The sequence below is a fragment of the Shimia sp. FJ5 genome (assembly GCF_032918335.1).
Classification (GTDB): domain Bacteria; phylum Pseudomonadota; class Alphaproteobacteria; order Rhodobacterales; family Rhodobacteraceae; genus Shimia; species Shimia aestuarii_A.
In genome coordinates, this window is the sequence record NZ_JAWJUV010000003.1 from 134,557 (window position 1) to 151,928 (window position 17,372).

The following is a 17,372-nucleotide window of genomic DNA, read 5'->3' on the forward strand; positions in this document are numbered from 1 at the left end:
CGATAACAGGAGGCCTCATGCGCAACGCGGCTTTGACCCTTGGAATTATTGCCGGGCTCGGCGGAATGCTGATCGGCTTTTTCAGCTGGGGCTATACGGACCTCATTGATCGCTATGGCGAGGTGCCAGACCTGTTTGAGCAGGTGCAGAACGTGCAGCTTGTGCGTTTTGGCGGGCTGTTTGCGCCAATGCTGGCGATTGCCGGGGGTGCGATGGCGCGGGCGCGGGCGCTTTGGGGCGGTGTTCTGATGCTTCTGTCGGCGCTCGGCATGTATGTGGCGTTTGATTTCAATGCCTTCACCATGTTCCCGATCAGCTTTGCCCTTCTGGGCGGTGTGCTGGCGATTGCCGCCGGGAAGCCGGATGAGCCGAAATCACATTTCTAAGGCGCGGCGGGGCGCAAGCAGGCGGTCGAGAGCGACCGGACCTGCGCCCTTGATGACCAGAACCAGCAAGAGAAACACCCAGAAGGCGCGTTGATCGAGGATCACGGCATCGGGGATGCGGTCGAACCATGCGCCGAGGGTTTCGGGGTGTTCGATTCCGCCGTGGCCATAGAGATCGGTCAGGGATTGCACAGTGACGAAGCCGATCATGCCAAGCGCGGCAAGGCGGGTTGCGAGGCCGAGAACGATTAGGGCGGGGAGGATGAACTCGGCCCAAGTTCCGGCGAGCACGACGAGGTATTGCAGCAGCGACATTTGCGAACTGTCATAACCTGCGGCCTCGAAGGCGCGCGGGAAGATTTGCACGTATGCGCCTGTCGAGGGAGAGAAAAGCCCGGACACGCCATCGCCGAGCTTGGTCAGGCCAGAGGCCCAGAAATAGCCAAGCAGAACGGCAGCAAAGATCAGCCGCGCAAGAAGCGGCAGGAGGGCATCAAGGCGGGACAAGCGGGCGGTGACGGCGGTGTAGAGCTGGATCAGGGACGACATGGGAAGACCTCAGGGTAGGATCGCGGTGATGGCCTCGGCAGAGAGGAGGCACGCGAGACAGGTGGACAGATCGAAATCGGGGCTGGCCTTGGTGGCGGTCTCGGCGGCTTCGCCGAGGGTTTGGCCCGCCATGAGGGCCGTTGCAAAGGTGAGCCCGCCGGGCGGCAGGAGATGCGGCAGGGGATCATAGCCGGTGCGCGCGACGAGGACGGACTGTGCCTCGGCGCGGGGCTTGGGCGCCTTGGGATCAAGGGCAAGCCGGTAGATCGAGAGAAGCGGCCACTCGGAGCCCAGAAGGCAAACCGCCGGGGCAAAGCCAAAGCGCGTCTCGGGCAGGTCTTCGGGCGCGATATGGGCCAGCGCGTCGGGCGCAATCGGCGCGTGGTCGGCGGCGTGATATGCAGCGCGCAGGGCCTGTTCGAGGCGCGCCACGTCAGCGAGGTAGCCCTTTGCGGCCAGCGCGTCGAGCGAGGCGAGGAAATCGGGAAACCCGGCGCCGTAATGCATCATCAGAGGGCTTTCCGGCGGCGAGCTGCGCAGGAAGCGGCCCGCGACAGCGCGGAAATTTTCGTCCCCGAGAAGGCGTGCCGTGGCAGGAAAGCTTGCCTCGAGCGCCTCGGTCAGGGAAACCGCGACGTTGTTGCGATAGACGTTGAAGCGTTTGGTCGCACTGCGGCCCAGCCCGTCCTGAAGATCGGGCGGCGCGGGGCGCTCGGCGTCAAGGATTGCGGCGCGAAAGGCGCTTTGACGGCTCATGCGGGCACCTTGGCGAGGGCGTCTGCTGCGCGGGCGGCTTCGGATTCTAGCTCGGGCCAGGCGGGCACATCATTGTCCCACTCGATGAGCACAGGGCGCGGGCCGGAGAGGGCAAGCGTGTGGTCCAGAAGCGCCCAGACGGGATCGACGATGGGCGCGCCGTGGCTGTCGATGAGGAGCGGTGCGCCGTGTTCGTCTTCGTCCTCGTCATGGCCGCCGAGATGAATCTCGCCCACGGCGTCGAGGGGAAAATCGTTGATATAGCTGCGCGGATCATAGGCGAGGTTGGTGGCGGAGACGAAGACGTTGTTGACGTCAAGGAGCAGGCCACAGCCGGTGCGGCGGCTCACTTCGCGCAGGAAATCAGGTTCGGACCATGTGCTTTCGGCAAAGGCGAGGTAGCTTGACGGGTTCTCGAGCAGCATGGGGCGGTCGAGGGCCTCTTGCACCTGATCGATATGGGCGCAGACGCGGGCCAGGGTGTCTTCTGTGTAGGGCAGGGGCAGCAGGTCGTTCAGGAAGGCGCTTTCATGGGTGGACCATGCGAGATGTTCTGAGAAGGAGGCGGGGTTGAGCCATCCAATAAGGTGTTTCAGGCGCGCGAGGTGATCGGGATCAAGCGGGGTTTCGCCGCCGATCGAAAGGCCGACACCGTGCACGGAGATCGGGAAGCGTTCGGCCAGCGCACGCAGCTGTGCAAGCGGGCGGCCGCCATCCCCCATGTAATTTTCGGCATGGATTTCGAGCCAGCCGACGGTGCCGGGGTTTTCTACGATGTCGTTGAAGTGCTGTGGCTTGTAGCCGACACCCGGCGTTGCGGGCAAGGCAGGAAAACGGGAGCTTGCATCGAGCATCGGAGGCACCTTTCGTTAGAGAATGTGGCGCCCCGCCGAGGGACGGGACGCCGGGGGTGGCTTATGCCGGCAGGTCGCGGTCGAGTTCTTCGAGCGAGCCCATACGCTTGGAGCCGTCTGCCATGTCGGGCAGTTCGATATCCATGCAGGTGCCCGCGTCGACGAGGGTCCAGGCGTTGCCCTGGTAGTCAACGGTCGAGGTGCCTGCGCAGGTCGTGCCAGCGCCTGCGGCGCAGTCGTTTTCACCTGCGAGCGAAACACCGTAGCACTTTTCCTTTTCCATCGCGGAGGCCGCTTGGGTGGTTGCGGTGAGGGCAGCAGCGACGGCGCTTGCGACGGCGAGGGTTTTGACGGTCTTGGACATAGTTTCTCTTCCCTTTGGTTTAGAAAACTGGCCGACCCGATTGGGCGGCATGGGAAGAACTTAGGTGTGGCAGCCTGTCACGGACCAATCACGGGGCCGTGTGTCACGCGTCCGTCAGGGGACGTGACAAAAGCGTGAGAAATCCACGTTGGATCGGGCGGTTTTGTTTCAAAACGCGAAACGCGCCCCGGTTTTCCGAGGCGCGTCTGCGATTTTGTTGCAATTTCGGCCCACTGCGCTAGGCGAGATCGGGCGGCAGTGCCTCTTTCGCGAGTTCGGTTACAATCTCATCAAGGCTCTGGACCTTGCTTTGCTTCTCGCCGAGGCGGCGGGTCGAGACAGTGCGCTCTTCGACTTCCTTGCGTCCGATGGCGAGGATGACGGGCACCTTACCGACCGAATGTTCGCGGACCTTGTAGTTGATTTTCTCGTTCCGCGTATCGGCCTCGGCACGCACACCCTTGGCGCGCAGGGCGTCCACGACCTCGTACACGTAGTCATCGGCCTCGGAGACAATGGAGGCCACGACAACCTGACGGGGAGCAATCCAGAAGGGCAGCTTGCCTGCGTGTTCCTCGATCAGGATACCGATGAAGCGTTCGAACGAGCCGAGCGTCGCGCGGTGCAGCATGACCGGGCGGTGTTTCGCCCCGTCCTCGCCGATATAGGTCGCGTCGAGGCGTTCGGGCAGGACGAAATCGACCTGCAGCGTGCCACATTGCCAATCACGCCCAATGGCGTCGGTTAGCACGAATTCGAGCTTCGGCCCATAAAAGGCGCCTTCACCGGGGTTCAGATCGAAATCACAGCCCGCCGCGATGGTCGCGGCCTTGAGCGCCTCTTCGGATTTGTCCCAGACCTCGTCCGAGCCCGCACGGGTATCGGGGCGATCGGAGAACTTGATCGAGAACGTCTCGAAGCCAAGGTCGCGATAGATGCGCGACAGGAAGTCGATGAACTTCTTGGTTTCGTCTTCGATCTGAGCTTCGGTGCAGAAGATATGCGCATCGTCCTGCGTAAAGCCGCGCACGCGCATGATGCCGTGCAGCGCGCCCGAAGGCTCATAGCGGTTACACGAACCGAATTCGGCCATGCGCAGGGGCAGGTCGCGGTAGGACTTGAGGCCTTGATTGAAGATCTGCACGTGGCAGGGACAGTTCATCGGCTTCAGGGCGTTGATCGCCTTTTCGCGCGCGTGTTCCTCGTCCACTTCGACGATGAACATGTTTTCCTGGTACTTGTCCCAGTGGCCCGAGGCTTCCCAGAGCTTGCGATCGACAACCTGCGGTGTGTTGACCTCGACATAGCCGCCACGGGTCTGCTGACGGCGCATGTAGTCTTGCAGCATGGTGTAGATCGTCCAGCCGTTCGGGTGCCAGAAGATCTGACCGGGGGCTTCTTCCTGCATGTGGAAGAGGTCCATCTCGCGGCCGAGCTTGCGGTGGTCGCGCTTGGCGGCCTCTTCGAGCATGTGGAGATGCGCCTTGAGGTCTTCCTTGTTCTTGAAGGCGACACCGTAGATGCGCTGAAGCATGGCGCGGTCACTATCGCCGCGCCAATAAGCCCCGGCGACGCTCATCAGTTTGAAGGCATCTGCGGGCACTTGGCCGGTGTGCTGAAGGTGCGGGCCGCGGCAGAGATCTTGCCAATGGCCGTGCCAATACATGCGCAGCGGTTCGTTGCCGGGGATCGCTTCGATCAGCTCGACCTTATAGGGTTCGTTGTTGGCCTCATAGAAAGCCACCGCGCGGTCGCGCTCCCAGATTTCGGTGGTGACGGGATCGCGGCGGTTGATGATTTCCTTCATCTTCTTCTCGATGGCGCCGAGATCTTCGGGGGTGAAGGGCTCTTCGCGGTCGAAATCGTAATACCAGCCATTGTCGATCACCGGGCCGATGGTGACCTTCACGTCAGGCCAGATCTCCTGCACGGCGCGGGCCATGATATGAGCGAGGTCGTGGCGGATCAGTTCGAGCGCCTCGGCGTCGTTGTCCTTCATGGTGTTGATGGCAATAGAGGCGTCGGCCTCGATCGGCCATTGCAGATCCCAATGCTGACCATCGACGGTCGCGGAGATCGCTTTCTTGGCAAGGGAGGAAGAAATGGAAGACGCGACCTCGGCAGGCGTTACGCCTTTGCCGTAAGAACGTGCATTACCATCAGGAAAAGTCAGGGAAATATCGGCCATCAGCCTCAAGCTCCTCGTCAGTTTGGCGCCCACGGAACGCCCGGTTGCGGGTATATGGTTCGGAGACTATTTGCGCCGGATGCGCAGACATGTCAACCGGGCAGCACGCGCCGCCCGGTTGCAAAGATCAAATGTCGCGCCAGAAGGTCAAGCGCGCATGCGTGGCACGTCATGGGGATCAAGGTGCAGCTCGATCAGGGCCGGACCGGATTTATGGCCGCGCAGCATGTCGAGCGCCTTTTCAAGATCCGCGTCCGAGCGCACCTCGACCCCGATTCCGCCAAGGGCGTTTGCCGTGGCGGCGAAAGAGGGCCATTGGAATTCCGACAGAGACGGATCCATCTGGCGGTCGAGGAACTGAATATGTTCGGCGCCATAAGCGGCATCGTTGGCGACGATCACCGTCAGGTTCAGCCCCATACGCACGGCGGTGTTGAACTCGTTGATGCCCCCCATCATGAAGCCGCCATCGCCGGTAAAGAGAACGGTGGGGCGGTCCGGATCGGCCACGGCGGCGCCGATGGCTTCCTGAAGGCCAAGGCCGATGGAGCCGAAATTCACCGTCGGCACAAAGCTATGCGGGTTCGGCACGGAGAGGCGGCACCAGACCTCGGTCATGAAGCGGCCGCCGTCTGTGACGAGGATGCGGTCCTTGGGGAAGAGCTCTTCGAGGTGTTCCAGCGCGTGCACGAAGTTCACGCACCCTTCGGCGGTCTTGTTGGGGCCGACCGGGTGATGGGTCAGTTCGCTGGTCTCGAGGTCGCGGGTAAAGCCGCTGCCGGGGATTTCGGCCTCATCAAGCCAATAGAGGATGGTCTCTGCGGTGAGGCCCGCATCGGCCACGAGTGCGGCATCGGGGTGCAACCCGCCGCCGATCTGCGACGGGGCGATATCGATCTGCACGATGCGTTTGCCCGACATCAGCTTGCCCTTGTCGGTGGTGAAATCATGCAGGCCGGTGCCGAAACAGACGATGCAGTCGGCCTTGGCGATGAGATCATAGGCGGCGGGTGTGCTCAGCGTGCCGAAGATGTCGATATTGTAGGGGTGATCGTTGAACAGCCCCTTGGCTTTGAGCGTGGTGGCGAGCGGTGCCTCGAGGCGGTCGGCAAGCTTGATGAGTTGCTCGCGCGCGGCGACAGCGCCCAGCCCGGCAAGGATCAGGGGGCGGCGGGCGGAAGCGATCATGCCGATGGCATTGTCGAGCGTATCTCCCTCGGCGACGCCGCCGGGGGCCGTAAAGACGTCGAGCACATGGGTTTCGTGGGTCGTCTTTTCCCACATGAAATCAGCAGGCATGTTGAGGACGATGGGACGGCGTTCGACCTGGGCGCGGTAGAAGGCGCGGGCCACGTCCTTGGCGGCGGTGGCCGGGCTGCGCAGTTGTTCGAAGCCTGCGCCGGCGGCTTTCACCACCTCGCGCTGGTCAATGCCTTGCAGGTGGCGCGGGTTGTCGACGGGGGTATCGCCTGCGAGAAGAACAAGCGGGACGTGGCCGCGCACGCCCTCGGTCAGGGCGGTCATGCAGTTGGTGAGCGCCGGGCCGTGGGTCACGGTTGCGACGCCGACCTTGCCCGCGACATGATGATAGGCCATCGCCATCAGGACAGTGCTACCCTCATGGGCGGCGGGGACGAAGCGGCCTTCGCATTCGCGCACGTACGCATCGACCATGAACAGGTTGGCATCGCCCATCAGACCAAAGAGGGTCTCTACGCCTTGATCGGCAAGGGCGCGGGCGATGGATTGGTGGACGTGGATTTCCTGGCTCATGGGGGTGTCTCCTGTTGCGTTTTGTCCTTGATAGAGGAGGAGCGATGCGGGGTGTGCGTAATCTCGCGCGCTCATAAGGTGATCTATGCGGAAACTTTCATTCCCTGCGCAACTCAATGCGTGAACTGCGCGTCAAGGTGGGTGGAGATGCGCTTTGGTGAATTCGAGACGCGGGAGTTGTGGAGCACGCCGTCCCCCGGCATGATGCGGGCAAGACCAACGGGAGACAGAGCATGCATGCCCAATATCTGGACACGCCACAAGGACGGCGGATCGCCTATCACAAGAGCGGGGAGACCGGGCCGACGGTGGTGTTCCTTGGTGGCCTCAAATCCGACATGGAAGGCACCAAGGCGCTTTACCTTGAGGCGTGGGCCAAGGCGCGGGGGCAGAGTTTTCTGCGCTTTGATTACTCGGGGCATGGGGAAAGCTCTGGCGCGTTCGAGGAGGGATGTATCGGGGATTGGCACGAGGATGCGCTCGCGGCGGTCACGGCGCTGACCTCCGGGCCGCTGGTGCTTGTGGGATCGTCCATGGGCGGCTGGCAGGCGCTCTTGCTGGCCCGTGCGATCCCTGAACGGATTGCCGGCCTTGTCACCATCGCCGCCGCGCCGGATTTCACCGAGGACAGCTATTGGGCAGGCTTCTCGGAGGCGCAGAAAGAGGCGATCGAGACCGTGGGACAGGTAGAATTGCCGTCGGATTACATGGACCCCTATATCGTGACGCGCCGCATGATCGAAGATGGGCGCAAGAACCTCGTGCTGCGCGCGCCTTTGAAGTTACCGTTCCCGGTACGGATGGTGCAGGGAACGGAAGACGAGGCCGTGAGCCGTGAGGTGGCGCTGCGCCTGCTCGATCATGCGGAAGCTGAGGATATCCGTCTCACCTTTGTGAAGGGTGCGGACCACAGGTTCTCGGATGAGGCTTGTCTTAAACTGATCGAAGAATGTGTTATTTCGGTTATGAACGCCAAGGAATCTGTCTAATGCGAACATTTGGGCGTTTCTTGGGGCGGATGCTTCTTCTTGTGGGTCTGCTGCTTGGCGGGCTCTGGTTTTTTGGTCCGCGTGAGACGGTTACGCTTGTTCCTGAGTTTGACACTGCCGCGATTGGTCCGGATGTAGACGCCTATCTCGCCGCGCGAGAAGCCGGGTATTCGGGGCTCACGCCGGGCGTCGAGAAGCGCGTTGTCTGGGCCGGGACGACCGGAGAGGCCACGGACCAGGCGATTGTCTATGTGCATGGCTTCTCGGCGACCAGTGAGGAGATCCGCCCGGTGCCGGATCTTGTCGCGGCCGAGCTAGGCGCGAACCTTGTCTATACGCGGCTTGCCGGGCACGGGCTTGGAGGTGCGGCATTGGCGGAGGCGCGCGCCTCGGAATGGATGAGCGATGTCGCGGAAGCTATTGCTGTTGCTCATAAAATTGGAAACGATGTTATCATCATTGCGACATCGACAGGGGCGACGCTTGTTGCCGAGGCGGCGTTGCAGCCGGAGATGATGCAGGGTGTGGCGGGGATCATCCTCGTCTCGCCGAACTTTGCGATTGCTGATCCGGCCTCTGTTGTGCTGACCTTGCCTGCCGCACGGTTTTGGGTGCCGACGGTCGCCGGTCAAACGCGTAGCTGGGAGCCGGGGAACGAAGGCCATGCGACCTATTGGACCCATAGCTATCCGACGCAGGCGCTTTTCCAGATGGCGGCGTTGGTGAAACACGCGCGGGGGCAGGACTATGGCGCCGTCACAATCCCGGCGCTGTTCCGTTTTTCAGACGCGGATCAGGTCGTCGATCACCGCGCCACGCGCGCGGTCGTGGATGCTTGGGGCGGGCCTGTGACGGTTCAGGCGGTGCAGATGACTGAAGGCGATGATCCTTCATCCCACGTTATTGCAGGCGATATCATGTCCCCCGGTCAGACGCAGGATGCGGTCACGGCATTTGTAAATTGGATCAATGCGTTGTGATGGAAAGGTCAAGTCATGGATGAGGCGATTTTCGAGCAGCGGGTGAGCCTCATCACCCTTGCTGTAGACGATATGCAACGGGCAGCGGCCTTCTATGAGGCGCTTGGGTGGTGCCGTGTCGCAAGCCCAGATGGCGTCATCGCATTTGACCTCATCGGGCAGACGCTCGGTCTGTATTCCCGCGCTGCCTTGGCCGAGGAAACCGGACTGCCGGAAGAGGTGCTTCGCGGACCGGGCGGCATGACCTTGGCGTATAACGTGCGCGAGAAGGAAGATGTTGCGACACTGCTCGCGCGGGCGGCGGGCGCGGGCGCGCGGTTGTTGAAGCCCGCGCAGGATGTGTTTTGGGGCGGGCATCACGGGTATTTCGAAGACCCGGACGGCCATATCTGGGAGGTGGCGCATAACCCGTTCTCGCCGCTCGGGCCGGATGGGGCGTTTCGCTGGAACGGATACGGGTAAGTGTTGACCTAGATCGCGCATGGGCGGAAAGTAGAATTGCAAACGTCAGAAGTTGCGGTTCAAGAGAGGCGAGATGAGCATGTCGGAACCCTTGGTTCTGCTTCCCGGAATGATGTGCGATGCGCGCCTGTTTGGGCCGCAGATCGCGGAATTGTCGTCGGAGATGCCGGTGATGACTGCGCCCGTGACGGGCGGGGAGCGCGTATCAGAGATCGCGTCGGGGTTGTTGCCACTCTTGCCGCAGAAATTCGCTTTGGCGGGGTTGAGCTTTGGCGGGATCGTGGCGATGGAAATCCTGCGGCGCGCGCCGGATCGTGTCACGCGCATCGCGCTTTTGGATACCAACCCGCTTGCAGAGACGCCGCAAAGCTCGTCCGCGTATGAGCCGCTCATCGTGAGCGCGAAGGCGGGACAGCTTGGCAAGGTGATCGAGACGTTTATGCAACCCGACTATCTTGCCCCCGGACCGCAGCGGGCGGAGATTCTTGGGATCGTGAAAGAGATGGGTCTTTACCTTGGGCCGGATGTGTTCATCCGTCAGGTGCGGGCGTTGCAACGTCGAAGGGACCAACAAAGCACGTTGCGCAAGTGTAAGGTGCCTGCGCTGGTGATGTGCGGCGAGCATGACACGCTGACGCCGGTCAAACGCCACACGTTCATGGCCGAGTTGATCCCCTATGCGGAATTGAAGGTGATTGAGGGGGCGGGGCATCTTCCGACGCTCGAGCAACCGGCGGCAACGACGGCGGCGCTTCGTGATTGGATGCGACAGCCTTACATTCTTCAGTAGTCCAAAGAAAAACGGAGCCCCGAAAGGCTCCGTTTCATCATGAAAGCGTGCGGTGCAATCAGGCGGCGCTATTCTTGTTGGCCGGTTTCGCGGCGGCTTTGGCCTTGGGGGCCTCGGCGTTGGCGTCAATGAATTCGAGCACCAGCGGACGGATATTGTTGCGCCAGCTTTTGCCGGCGAAAATACCGTAGTGGCCTGCGCCCGGTTCCACGTGGCTCGCCTTTTTCTCGTCTGGCAGGCCGGTGCAGAGGTCGAGCGCGGCGATACACTGACCGGGGGCCGTGATGTCGTCCTTATCGCCTTCGACGGTCTTGACTGCGACGGTCGTGATCTTGCCGATATCGACCTTGCGGCCCGCGACGATGAATTCGTTCTTGGCAATCTCACACTTCTTGAAAATGCGGTCGACGGTTGTGAGGTAGAATTCCGCCGTCATATCCATCACGGCGAGGTATTCGTCGTAGAAACGGTTGTGGGCGTCATGATCAGAGGCCTCGCCGCGAGTCACGCGCATGATCTGGTCGCGGAAGGCTTTGCCGTGGCGGTCGGCATTCATCGACATGAAGGACGAAAGCTGTAGCAGGCCGGGATAGACGAGGCGGCCGACGCCGGGATATTTGAAGCCCACACGCTGGATCGCGGTTTCCTCAAGCTGGCCCATGGTGACGCGGTTGCCGAAGTCCGTCACTTCGGTGGCGACGGCATCGGGGTTGATCGGGCCGCCGATGAGCGTCAGAGAGCGCGGCTGCGCCTCGGGATCTTCCTCGGCGAGATAGGCCGTTGCGGCAAGGGTCAGCGGCGCGGGCTGGCACACGGCGATCACATGGGTGTCGGGGCCAAGCTCTTTCATGAAATCGACAAGGTAGAGTGTGTAGTCTTCGACATCGAACTTGCCAGCGGAAACGGGGATGTCGCGCGCGTTATGCCAGTCGGTGATGTAGACCTCGCAATCGGGCAGGAGCGACAGGACCGTAGAGCGCAGCAATGTTGCGTAGTGGCCGGACATCGGTGCCACGAGGAGCACCTGACGCTTGCGGCGTTTGCGGCCCTGAACGGCGAAATGGATCAGGTCGCCAAAGTCACGTTCGACCACGGTTTCGATCTGCACGAGGTGGTCGCGGCCATCCTCACACGTCACAGAGTGAATGCCCCAGTCGGGTTTGACGACCATGCGTTGGAACGTGCGCTCGGTCACTTCGCCCCATGCGCGCATCCATTGAAGCGCGGGATTGGGCACAAGCGCGAAGGCCGGGTAAGAGGCCATGGCGGCGGCGGACGCGCCCAACCATTGGTTCGTGTTCCGAGCCGTTTCCATCAAGTCGTACGTCGCCATATAGCGCATTTGCGTCTCCTGATTATCCCGTCTACGGTAATTGATGCGGGAGCGGGGAGCCCTGAGGAGGGCCTTTGTTATGCTGCGTAGCAGCGAGGATAGGGCTATTTTTTGAATATGACAACAAAAGAGAATAACTCAGACGCCAATCTGGACGCGCTGAACGAGAACCTGGCGCGCGTGGAGGAGTTGTCGAAACGACTTTCCGAGGTCATGTCGCACCACAAACCGCTGCGCCGCGATCTCAACGCCCCGGACGAAGAAGTCTTCGTCAATGCCGCCAACGCTTATATGCAATCGTTGAACCACAATCCCGGCCAGTTGATTGAGCATCAGCTCGATTTCTGGACGAAATCCGTCAAACATTTCGTTGAAGCGCAGCATATGTTGCTTCAGGGCAAGCTCGAGGCGGCCCCGGATGAAACGCCGTCGGACCGGCGTTTTTCCAATCCGCTTTGGCAGACGCATCCCTATTTCAATTTCATCAAGCAGCAATACATGCGCAACGCCGAGGCCATTCGCACCGCGGTCAAGGATGTGGAGGGGCTTGCCGACAAGGACCGGCATCGGCTCGAGTATTTCTCGCAGCAGATCATCGACATGATGTCGCCGACCAATTTCCTCGGCCTCAACCCGGATGTGATCGAGAAGGCGATCGAGACGGACGGCGAATCGCTTGTGCGCGGTCTCGAGAACCTGATTACCGATCTCGAGGCGAATAATGGCGAGCTACTGGTGCGGCTCTCGGACGAGAACGCGTTCGAGATTGGCGGCAATATCGCCACGACGCCCGGCAAGGTCGTCTTCCGCAATCGCATGTTCGAGCTCTTGCAGTTCACGCCGACGACCGACGAGGTCCACGCGACGCCGCTCATTATCTTCCCGCCGTGGATCAACAAGTATTACATCCTCGATCTCAAGGCACAGAACAGCATGATCAAATGGCTGGTGGAGCAGGGCTATACCGTGTTCATCGTCAGTTGGATCAACCCGGACCGATCCTATTCGGATGTCGGGATGGAAGACTATATCGAGGACGGGTTCCTTACCGCGATCGACGAGGTGAAGAAGATCACCGGCGAGAAGCAGGTCAACGCGGTGGGCTATTGCATCGCGGGCACGACGCTTCACCTGACGCTTTCGCTGATGAAGCATCGCAAGGACAAGTCGGTCAAATCGGCGACCTTTTTCACGACGCTCACCGATTTCTCGGATCAGGGGGAGTTTACGCCGTTCCTGCAGGACGACTTCATCGACGGGATCGACGAGGAGATTTCGGAAGAGGGCATACTGCGGTCTTTCATCATGCAGCGGACGTTTTCGTTCCTGCGTTCTAATGACCTGATCTATGGCCCGGCGATCAAGAGCTACATGATGGGCGAGGCTCCGCCCGCATTCGATCTTCTTTATTGGAACGGCGATGGATCAGGCTTGCCGGGGCGTATGGCGCATGAATACCTCCGCCAGCTTTGCCAGCAGAACCAATTCGTCACCGACGGGATCGAGCTTTGCGGCGAACGGCTGCATATTTCGGATGTGGAATTGCCGCTCTGTTCAGTCACCTGTGAGACCGATCACATCGCGCGCTGGAAGGATTGTTATCGCGGCTTCCAGCAGACCGGCAGCAAGAACCGCACCTTCATCGTTTCGCAATCCGGGCATATCGCCGGGATCGTCAATCCGCCGAGCAAGAAGAAATACGGCCACTACACCAATAAGGATGTGAGCGGCACGGCGGAGGAATGGATGGACGGCGCGAAGTTCACTGAAGGCTCTTGGTGGCCGCGGTGGGACACGTGGCTGTCATCTCGCTCTGGCAAGATGGTTCCAGCGCGAAATCCAGGTGATTCGGAGCATCCCGTGCTCTGCGATGCCCCCGGAACCTACGTGAAGGTCACGGCAACGCGCTGAAATCACTAGACATTCTGAAAATATGCTGCGGTGCAGCAAAAAATACTTGAAATGCTGCACCGCAGAAAGCATATTGTTCCCAGAAAATGAAACGCGGGGTTGGCCCGCACATCCGAAAGGAACTGTAAGATGGCTAAGACTCAAGATCTCAACACGATGCTCAAAGACATGATGGGCGCATTCCCGGTCGACACTTCGGCAATGGAAGACGCGTTCAAGAACACCGCGTCCATGAACGAAAAGCTGACCTCGGTCGCTCTCGAAGCTGCAGAGAAATCTTCGGAAATCTCCTCGAAGTGGACCAAAGAAACCATTTCCAAGCTCTCCGACATGGCGAAAGCCAAGGACGAGCCGGCCGACTACGCCAAGGCAATGACCGATTTCGCTTCGGCTCAGGCAGAAGTTGCCGCCGAGAACATGGCCGCTTTCGCTGAAGTCGCGAAGAAAGTTCAGATGGAAACCGTCGAACTTCTGATGGCTGCCGGCAAAGACGCCACCGAAGAGGCAACCGCCGCTGTCAAGAAAGCCACCGACGAGGTGACTTCGGCTGCCAAGAAGGCAACCGCGAAGTAATCGCGCGCGAATATATCGGCACCACTCTCCTCCCTGTCCGGTGCCGAGCGCGAGGGCGAGCCATTGGCTCGCCCTATTTTTTTGGAATTGCGCGCCCTATGGGCCAACGCCTTGCGTGTTTTTGTTTGTGTTTTCGCTGCAGTCGCATAAGGTTTTCTGCATCGCGCAAGAAATTGGGGAGATGATTGTGGCCGACGACAAGAAACCGCTTCTTATCAAACGATATGCGAGCCGCCGGCTCTACAACACCGAGACCAGCGATTACGTCACGCTTGAGGATATCGCGAATTTCATCCGCGATGGACGCGAAGTTCAGATCGTGGACCTGAAGACCGGGGATGACCTGACGCGGCAATACCTGCTGCAGATCATCGCCGAGCATGAGAGCCGCGGTGAAAACGTGCTTCCAGTCAATGTGCTCAACGATCTGGTGCGCGCCTACACGACGCAGGCCACCAGCATGGTGCCGCAGTTCCTTCAGACCTCCTTTGACATGCTGCGCGAGAGCCAGGAGAAGGTCATGGAGAGCATGGGCGGTGGTATGAAAGTGCCCGGGCTCGAGGCCATGCAGGCCCAGCAAGAGGCATTCCTCAAGGCGATGACCGGGGGTATCAACCCCTGGACCGCGGGGAGCACGACGCCCGGTGAGAGCGAGGATGCGTCCGAAGAGGGCGAGGATCTCGACGAGATTAAGAAGCAACTCGCGGAGTTGCAATCGAAGCTCAACAAGATGAAGTGATCTTTGGCCCGAAAGGGTCGGAGCACGAAAAAGGCGCCTCGCGGATGCGGGCGCCTTTTCTCTTTGATTTGACGATGGCTCAGGTGCCGTAGGCGGCCTGTTGCGGGGTCATGACGTCTTCGGCAGCACCGGTCAGAGCGCCCGCGATAATGTCGAGCTCGTCTTTCGTAAGCCGCGCGGGCAGGCGCACGTCACAGGCGTTCATCAGCATGGCGCGGGTCTTTGGCAATTCCGGCAGATCCTTGATGAATTGCCAATTCCAGAAGGCGCGGGCATTGTCGGTTGAGCGACCAAAGACCTGCACCTTGACACCACGCGCGTTGGCGGCGGCTTGGAAGGCGAGAACCTGATCGTCATCCATGTTGACGATGTTGAACTGGATCGAATCTGGCGCGCGCTCTTCCGGGGCGAGCTTTTCCGGCACGGTGAGCCAGGGCGAGGCGTTCAAAAGGCCCGCCACGTAGTCATGATTGGCACGGCCATCGCGCACGCGGCGCGGCACCTCGAGAAGCTGCGGACGGATCATCGCTGCCGACATGTTGTTGAGGCGCAGGTTGTAGAGCGGCAGCATGTTCTGCCAACGGGCAAAGGCCAATTCGAGCGCGCCGGTGTTGTCGCCTTCCGGGGCTTTATGCTTCTGCCAGGTGTGTTCGTAGGCGCCCGACATGATGACGGCGCGTGCGACGAGATCGGCGTCGTCGGTGATCAGGATGCCGCCTTCGCCCGCATTCACCAGCTTGTAGGATTGAAAGGAGAAACAGCCGATGGCGCCGATGGTGCCGATCTTCTGGCCGTGCCATTCGGTGCCGAGGCTATGGGCGGCGTCTTCGATCACGGGGATATCGCGCGCGTTGCAGAGCGCCATGATCGCGTCCATGTCCGAGGTATGGCCGCGCATATGACTGATGATGACGGCGGAAATGTCGTCGTCGAGGCGGCGTTCGAAATCGGCGATGTCGATGCGGTAATTCTCGCCCACTTCGCAAAGCACCGGTGTGCAATCGGCATGTACGACCGAGGACGGCACGGCGGCGAAGGTAAAGCCGGGGATCAGCACGCGGGCATCGCGCGGAAGGTTCAGCGCCTTGAGCGACAGGAAAAGCGCGGCGGAACAGGAAGACACAGCGAGCGCGTATTTGGCGCCCATCATCTTGGCAAACTCTGCCTCGAGAAGCGAAACAGGCGCGTTTTCCGGCGCGGTATAGCGGAACAGGTCGCCCGATTGCAGAAGGCGGTCGATCTCTTCGCGCGCGGAAGGCGGGATGGGTTCGGCGTCATATACGTTCGGCGGCAAGGTCATAGTTTTCACATTTCTTAATTCGAGTTGTGAAATTTATAAAACAAAAGCCGAAATAAAGCCAGTGGCCGAGGGGCGCCCCTTCGTGAATTTTCGGTAACAGATCAGATGCCGAGGCGGTCGCGCAGGGCAAACCATGTCATCGCCATGGCGAGAAGTGGGGTGCGGAACATGCCGCCACCGGGGAAGGGCGGCGCCGGGACGCGGGACATGATGTCAAAGCCTTCGCTCTGCCCGGCGATGGCCTCGGCCACAAGACGGCCCGCATGGGTTGCGGTACCGACGCCATGGCCGGAATAGCCCGAAGCCGAGAGGATATTCGGGGCGAGCCGGGCAAAGACCGGCATCCGCTTCATGGTGATCCCGAGGGTGCCGCCCCAGGCATAGTCGATCTCGATATTGGCGAGCTGGGGGTAGATCTCGGTCATCGGTTTGCGCACCAGCGCGGCGATGTCCGAGGGGAAGCGATAGCCATAGCTCTCGCCGCCACCAAACAGGAGGCGGTTGTCGTGGCTGAGGCGGAAGTAGTTGATCACAAATTTGGAATCGGCGATGGCCACGTCCCGCCGCAGCACGGTTTGCAGCTCGTCTTCGGCAAGTGGCCGGGTCGCGGCGATATAGTTGTTGATCGGCATGACCCGCGCCGCGACCTTGCGATCAAGCGTGCCGAGATAGCCGTTGCAGGCAAGCACGACGTGCTCGGCGCTCACCCGGCCCTTGTCGGTGCGCACGGTCGGGCGGGGGCCCTTGTCGATATGGTGAACATGGGTGTTTTCAAAGACGCGCACCCCGGCGGCCTTGGCGGCGCGGGCAAGACCGAGCGCATAGGCGAGTGGGTGCAGATGGCCCGCGCCCATATCGAGCGAACCGCCGACATATTTCGGAGAAGGGCAGATCGCCTGAAGCGCGTCATGGTCGAGCGCCTCGATCTGGTCATAGCCGTAGCGGTCCTGAAGATGGTCGACATAGGCGTGTTCATGCCGAACTTCGCGGGCGTTGAAACAGGCATGCGCGACGCCCGGCTTCAGGTGACAGGCGATGTCGTGCTTGGCGATGAGGCCCTTAGTGACGTCTTTGGCCTCTTCTGCGAGCTGCCAGAGCTTGAGCGCGTCGTCCTTGCCGACGAGCGTTTCGAGCCCCTCCTGTTCCATGCGCTGGCCCGAGCCAAGCTGGCCGCCATTGCGCCCCGAGGCGCCAAAGCCGACGCGATGCGCCTCGAGCAGGGCGACATCATAGCCGCGCTCGGCCAGATGGAGCGCCGTCGAAAGCCCGGTATAGCCCGCGCCGATGACACAGACATCAGCCTTTGTCTCGCCGCGCAGCTCTTCGAATGGGGCGAGCGGATCAACAGTCGCCGCGTACCAGCTTTGGGGATATTCCCCTTTCTTATCATTGGCATAAAGGAGGTTCATTGCGGCGCTTTCGTCT

17 protein-coding genes are annotated in these 17,372 nt (G+C 60.9%); 8 read left to right on the top strand and 9 right to left on the bottom strand.

Annotated elements, in window-relative coordinates; genetic code table 11:
* Positions 1-17: 17 nt before the first annotated feature.
* Complete coding sequence (locus R1W01_RS11340; RefSeq protein WP_243612090.1) at positions 18-386, top strand: hypothetical protein; 369 nt, start codon at positions 18-20, stop codon at positions 384-386.
* On the opposite strand, the gene R1W01_RS11345 is transcribed toward R1W01_RS11340, so the two are convergent.
* From R1W01_RS11345 to R1W01_RS11370, 6 genes are all read right to left on the bottom strand, one after another.
* Entirely contained in the window at positions 375-935 is a 561-nt protein-coding gene (locus R1W01_RS11345; protein WP_297756752.1) for a DoxX family protein, read from the bottom strand. The two genes, R1W01_RS11340 and R1W01_RS11345, sit on opposite strands and share 12 nt — an antisense overlap.
* A gap of 9 nt (positions 936-944) precedes the next feature.
* Complete coding sequence (locus R1W01_RS11350; RefSeq protein ID WP_297756753.1) at positions 945-1,691, bottom strand: DNA-binding domain-containing protein; 747 nt, start codon at positions 1,689-1,691, stop codon at positions 945-947.
* Positions 1,688-2,545, bottom strand: a complete 858-nt coding sequence (locus tag R1W01_RS11355; RefSeq protein WP_297756754.1) for a DUF692 domain-containing protein — start codon at positions 2,543-2,545, stop codon at positions 1,688-1,690. The genes R1W01_RS11350 and R1W01_RS11355 overlap by 4 nt, the downstream gene beginning before the upstream one ends.
* Positions 2,546-2,606: 61 nt before the next feature.
* A complete protein-coding gene (locus tag R1W01_RS11360; RefSeq protein ID WP_243612086.1) occupies positions 2,607-2,909 on the bottom strand; it encodes a DUF2282 domain-containing protein in 303 nt (100 codons plus the stop codon).
* Positions 2,910-3,147: 238 nt separating this feature from the next.
* On the bottom strand, positions 3,148-5,097 hold the full coding sequence (thrS, locus tag R1W01_RS11365; RefSeq protein WP_243612085.1) for a threonine--tRNA ligase: 1,950 nt from the start codon (positions 5,095-5,097) through the stop codon (positions 3,148-3,150).
* A gap of 147 nt (positions 5,098-5,244) precedes the next feature.
* The gene (locus R1W01_RS11370; RefSeq protein WP_297756755.1) at positions 5,245-6,870 is read right to left on the bottom strand and encodes a thiamine pyrophosphate-binding protein; all 1,626 of its coding nucleotides are present in this window, start codon (positions 6,868-6,870) and stop codon (positions 5,245-5,247) included.
* Between the two features lie 233 nt (positions 6,871-7,103).
* Between R1W01_RS11370 and R1W01_RS11375 the strand changes: the two genes are divergently transcribed.
* The 4 genes from R1W01_RS11375 to R1W01_RS11390 all read left to right on the top strand — a co-directional run bounded on the left by R1W01_RS11375 (position 7,104) and on the right by R1W01_RS11390 (position 10,091).
* Entirely contained in the window at positions 7,104-7,859 is a 756-nt protein-coding gene (locus R1W01_RS11375; RefSeq protein WP_297756756.1) for an alpha/beta fold hydrolase, read from the top strand.
* Positions 7,859-8,839 carry an alpha/beta hydrolase gene (locus R1W01_RS11380; RefSeq protein ID WP_297756757.1) on the top strand — a complete coding sequence of 327 codons (981 nt, stop codon included), beginning with the start codon at positions 7,859-7,861 and terminating at the stop codon, positions 8,837-8,839. Before R1W01_RS11375 ends, R1W01_RS11380 begins: the two co-directional genes overlap by 1 nt.
* Before the next feature lie 15 nt (positions 8,840-8,854).
* Positions 8,855-9,301, top strand: a complete 447-nt coding sequence (locus R1W01_RS11385) for a VOC family protein (RefSeq protein WP_297756759.1) — start codon at positions 8,855-8,857, stop codon at positions 9,299-9,301.
* 79 nt (positions 9,302-9,380) lie between these two features.
* Positions 9,381-10,091: an alpha/beta fold hydrolase gene (locus R1W01_RS11390; protein WP_297757190.1), complete on the top strand. Its 711-nt coding sequence runs from the start codon at positions 9,381-9,383 to the stop codon at positions 10,089-10,091.
* Between the two features lie 58 nt (positions 10,092-10,149).
* Here the strand turns inward: R1W01_RS11390 and phaZ are convergent, their stop codons facing one another.
* Positions 10,150-11,433 (bottom strand): polyhydroxyalkanoate depolymerase, encoded by a 1,284-nt coding sequence (gene phaZ, locus R1W01_RS11395; RefSeq protein ID WP_243612079.1) that lies wholly within the window; start codon positions 11,431-11,433, stop codon positions 10,150-10,152.
* 108 nt (positions 11,434-11,541) lie between these two features.
* Here phaZ and R1W01_RS11400 point away from each other — a divergent pair, with 108 nt between their 5' ends.
* From R1W01_RS11400 to phaR, 3 genes are all read left to right on the top strand, one after another.
* Positions 11,542-13,335, top strand: coding sequence for a PHA/PHB synthase family protein (locus R1W01_RS11400; RefSeq protein WP_243612078.1), 1,794 nt, complete (start codon positions 11,542-11,544; stop codon positions 13,333-13,335).
* A gap of 129 nt (positions 13,336-13,464) precedes the next feature.
* Entirely contained in the window at positions 13,465-13,908 is a 444-nt protein-coding gene (locus tag R1W01_RS11405) for a phasin family protein (RefSeq protein ID WP_243612077.1), read from the top strand.
* Positions 13,909-14,095: 187 nt separating this feature from the next.
* Complete coding sequence (gene phaR / locus R1W01_RS11410) at positions 14,096-14,647, top strand: polyhydroxyalkanoate synthesis repressor PhaR (protein ID WP_243612076.1); 552 nt, start codon at positions 14,096-14,098, stop codon at positions 14,645-14,647.
* 79 nt (positions 14,648-14,726) lie between these two features.
* On the opposite strand, the gene R1W01_RS11415 is transcribed toward phaR, so the two are convergent.
* Both R1W01_RS11415 and R1W01_RS11420 read right to left on the bottom strand, forming a co-directional pair.
* Complete coding sequence (locus R1W01_RS11415; RefSeq protein WP_297756762.1) at positions 14,727-15,947, bottom strand: DegT/DnrJ/EryC1/StrS family aminotransferase; 1,221 nt, start codon at positions 15,945-15,947, stop codon at positions 14,727-14,729.
* 101 nt (positions 15,948-16,048) lie between these two features.
* Positions 16,049-17,356 carry an NAD(P)/FAD-dependent oxidoreductase gene (locus R1W01_RS11420; RefSeq protein ID WP_297756764.1) on the bottom strand — a complete coding sequence of 436 codons (1,308 nt, stop codon included), beginning with the start codon at positions 17,354-17,356 and terminating at the stop codon, positions 16,049-16,051.
* Positions 17,357-17,372 lie beyond the last annotated feature (16 nt).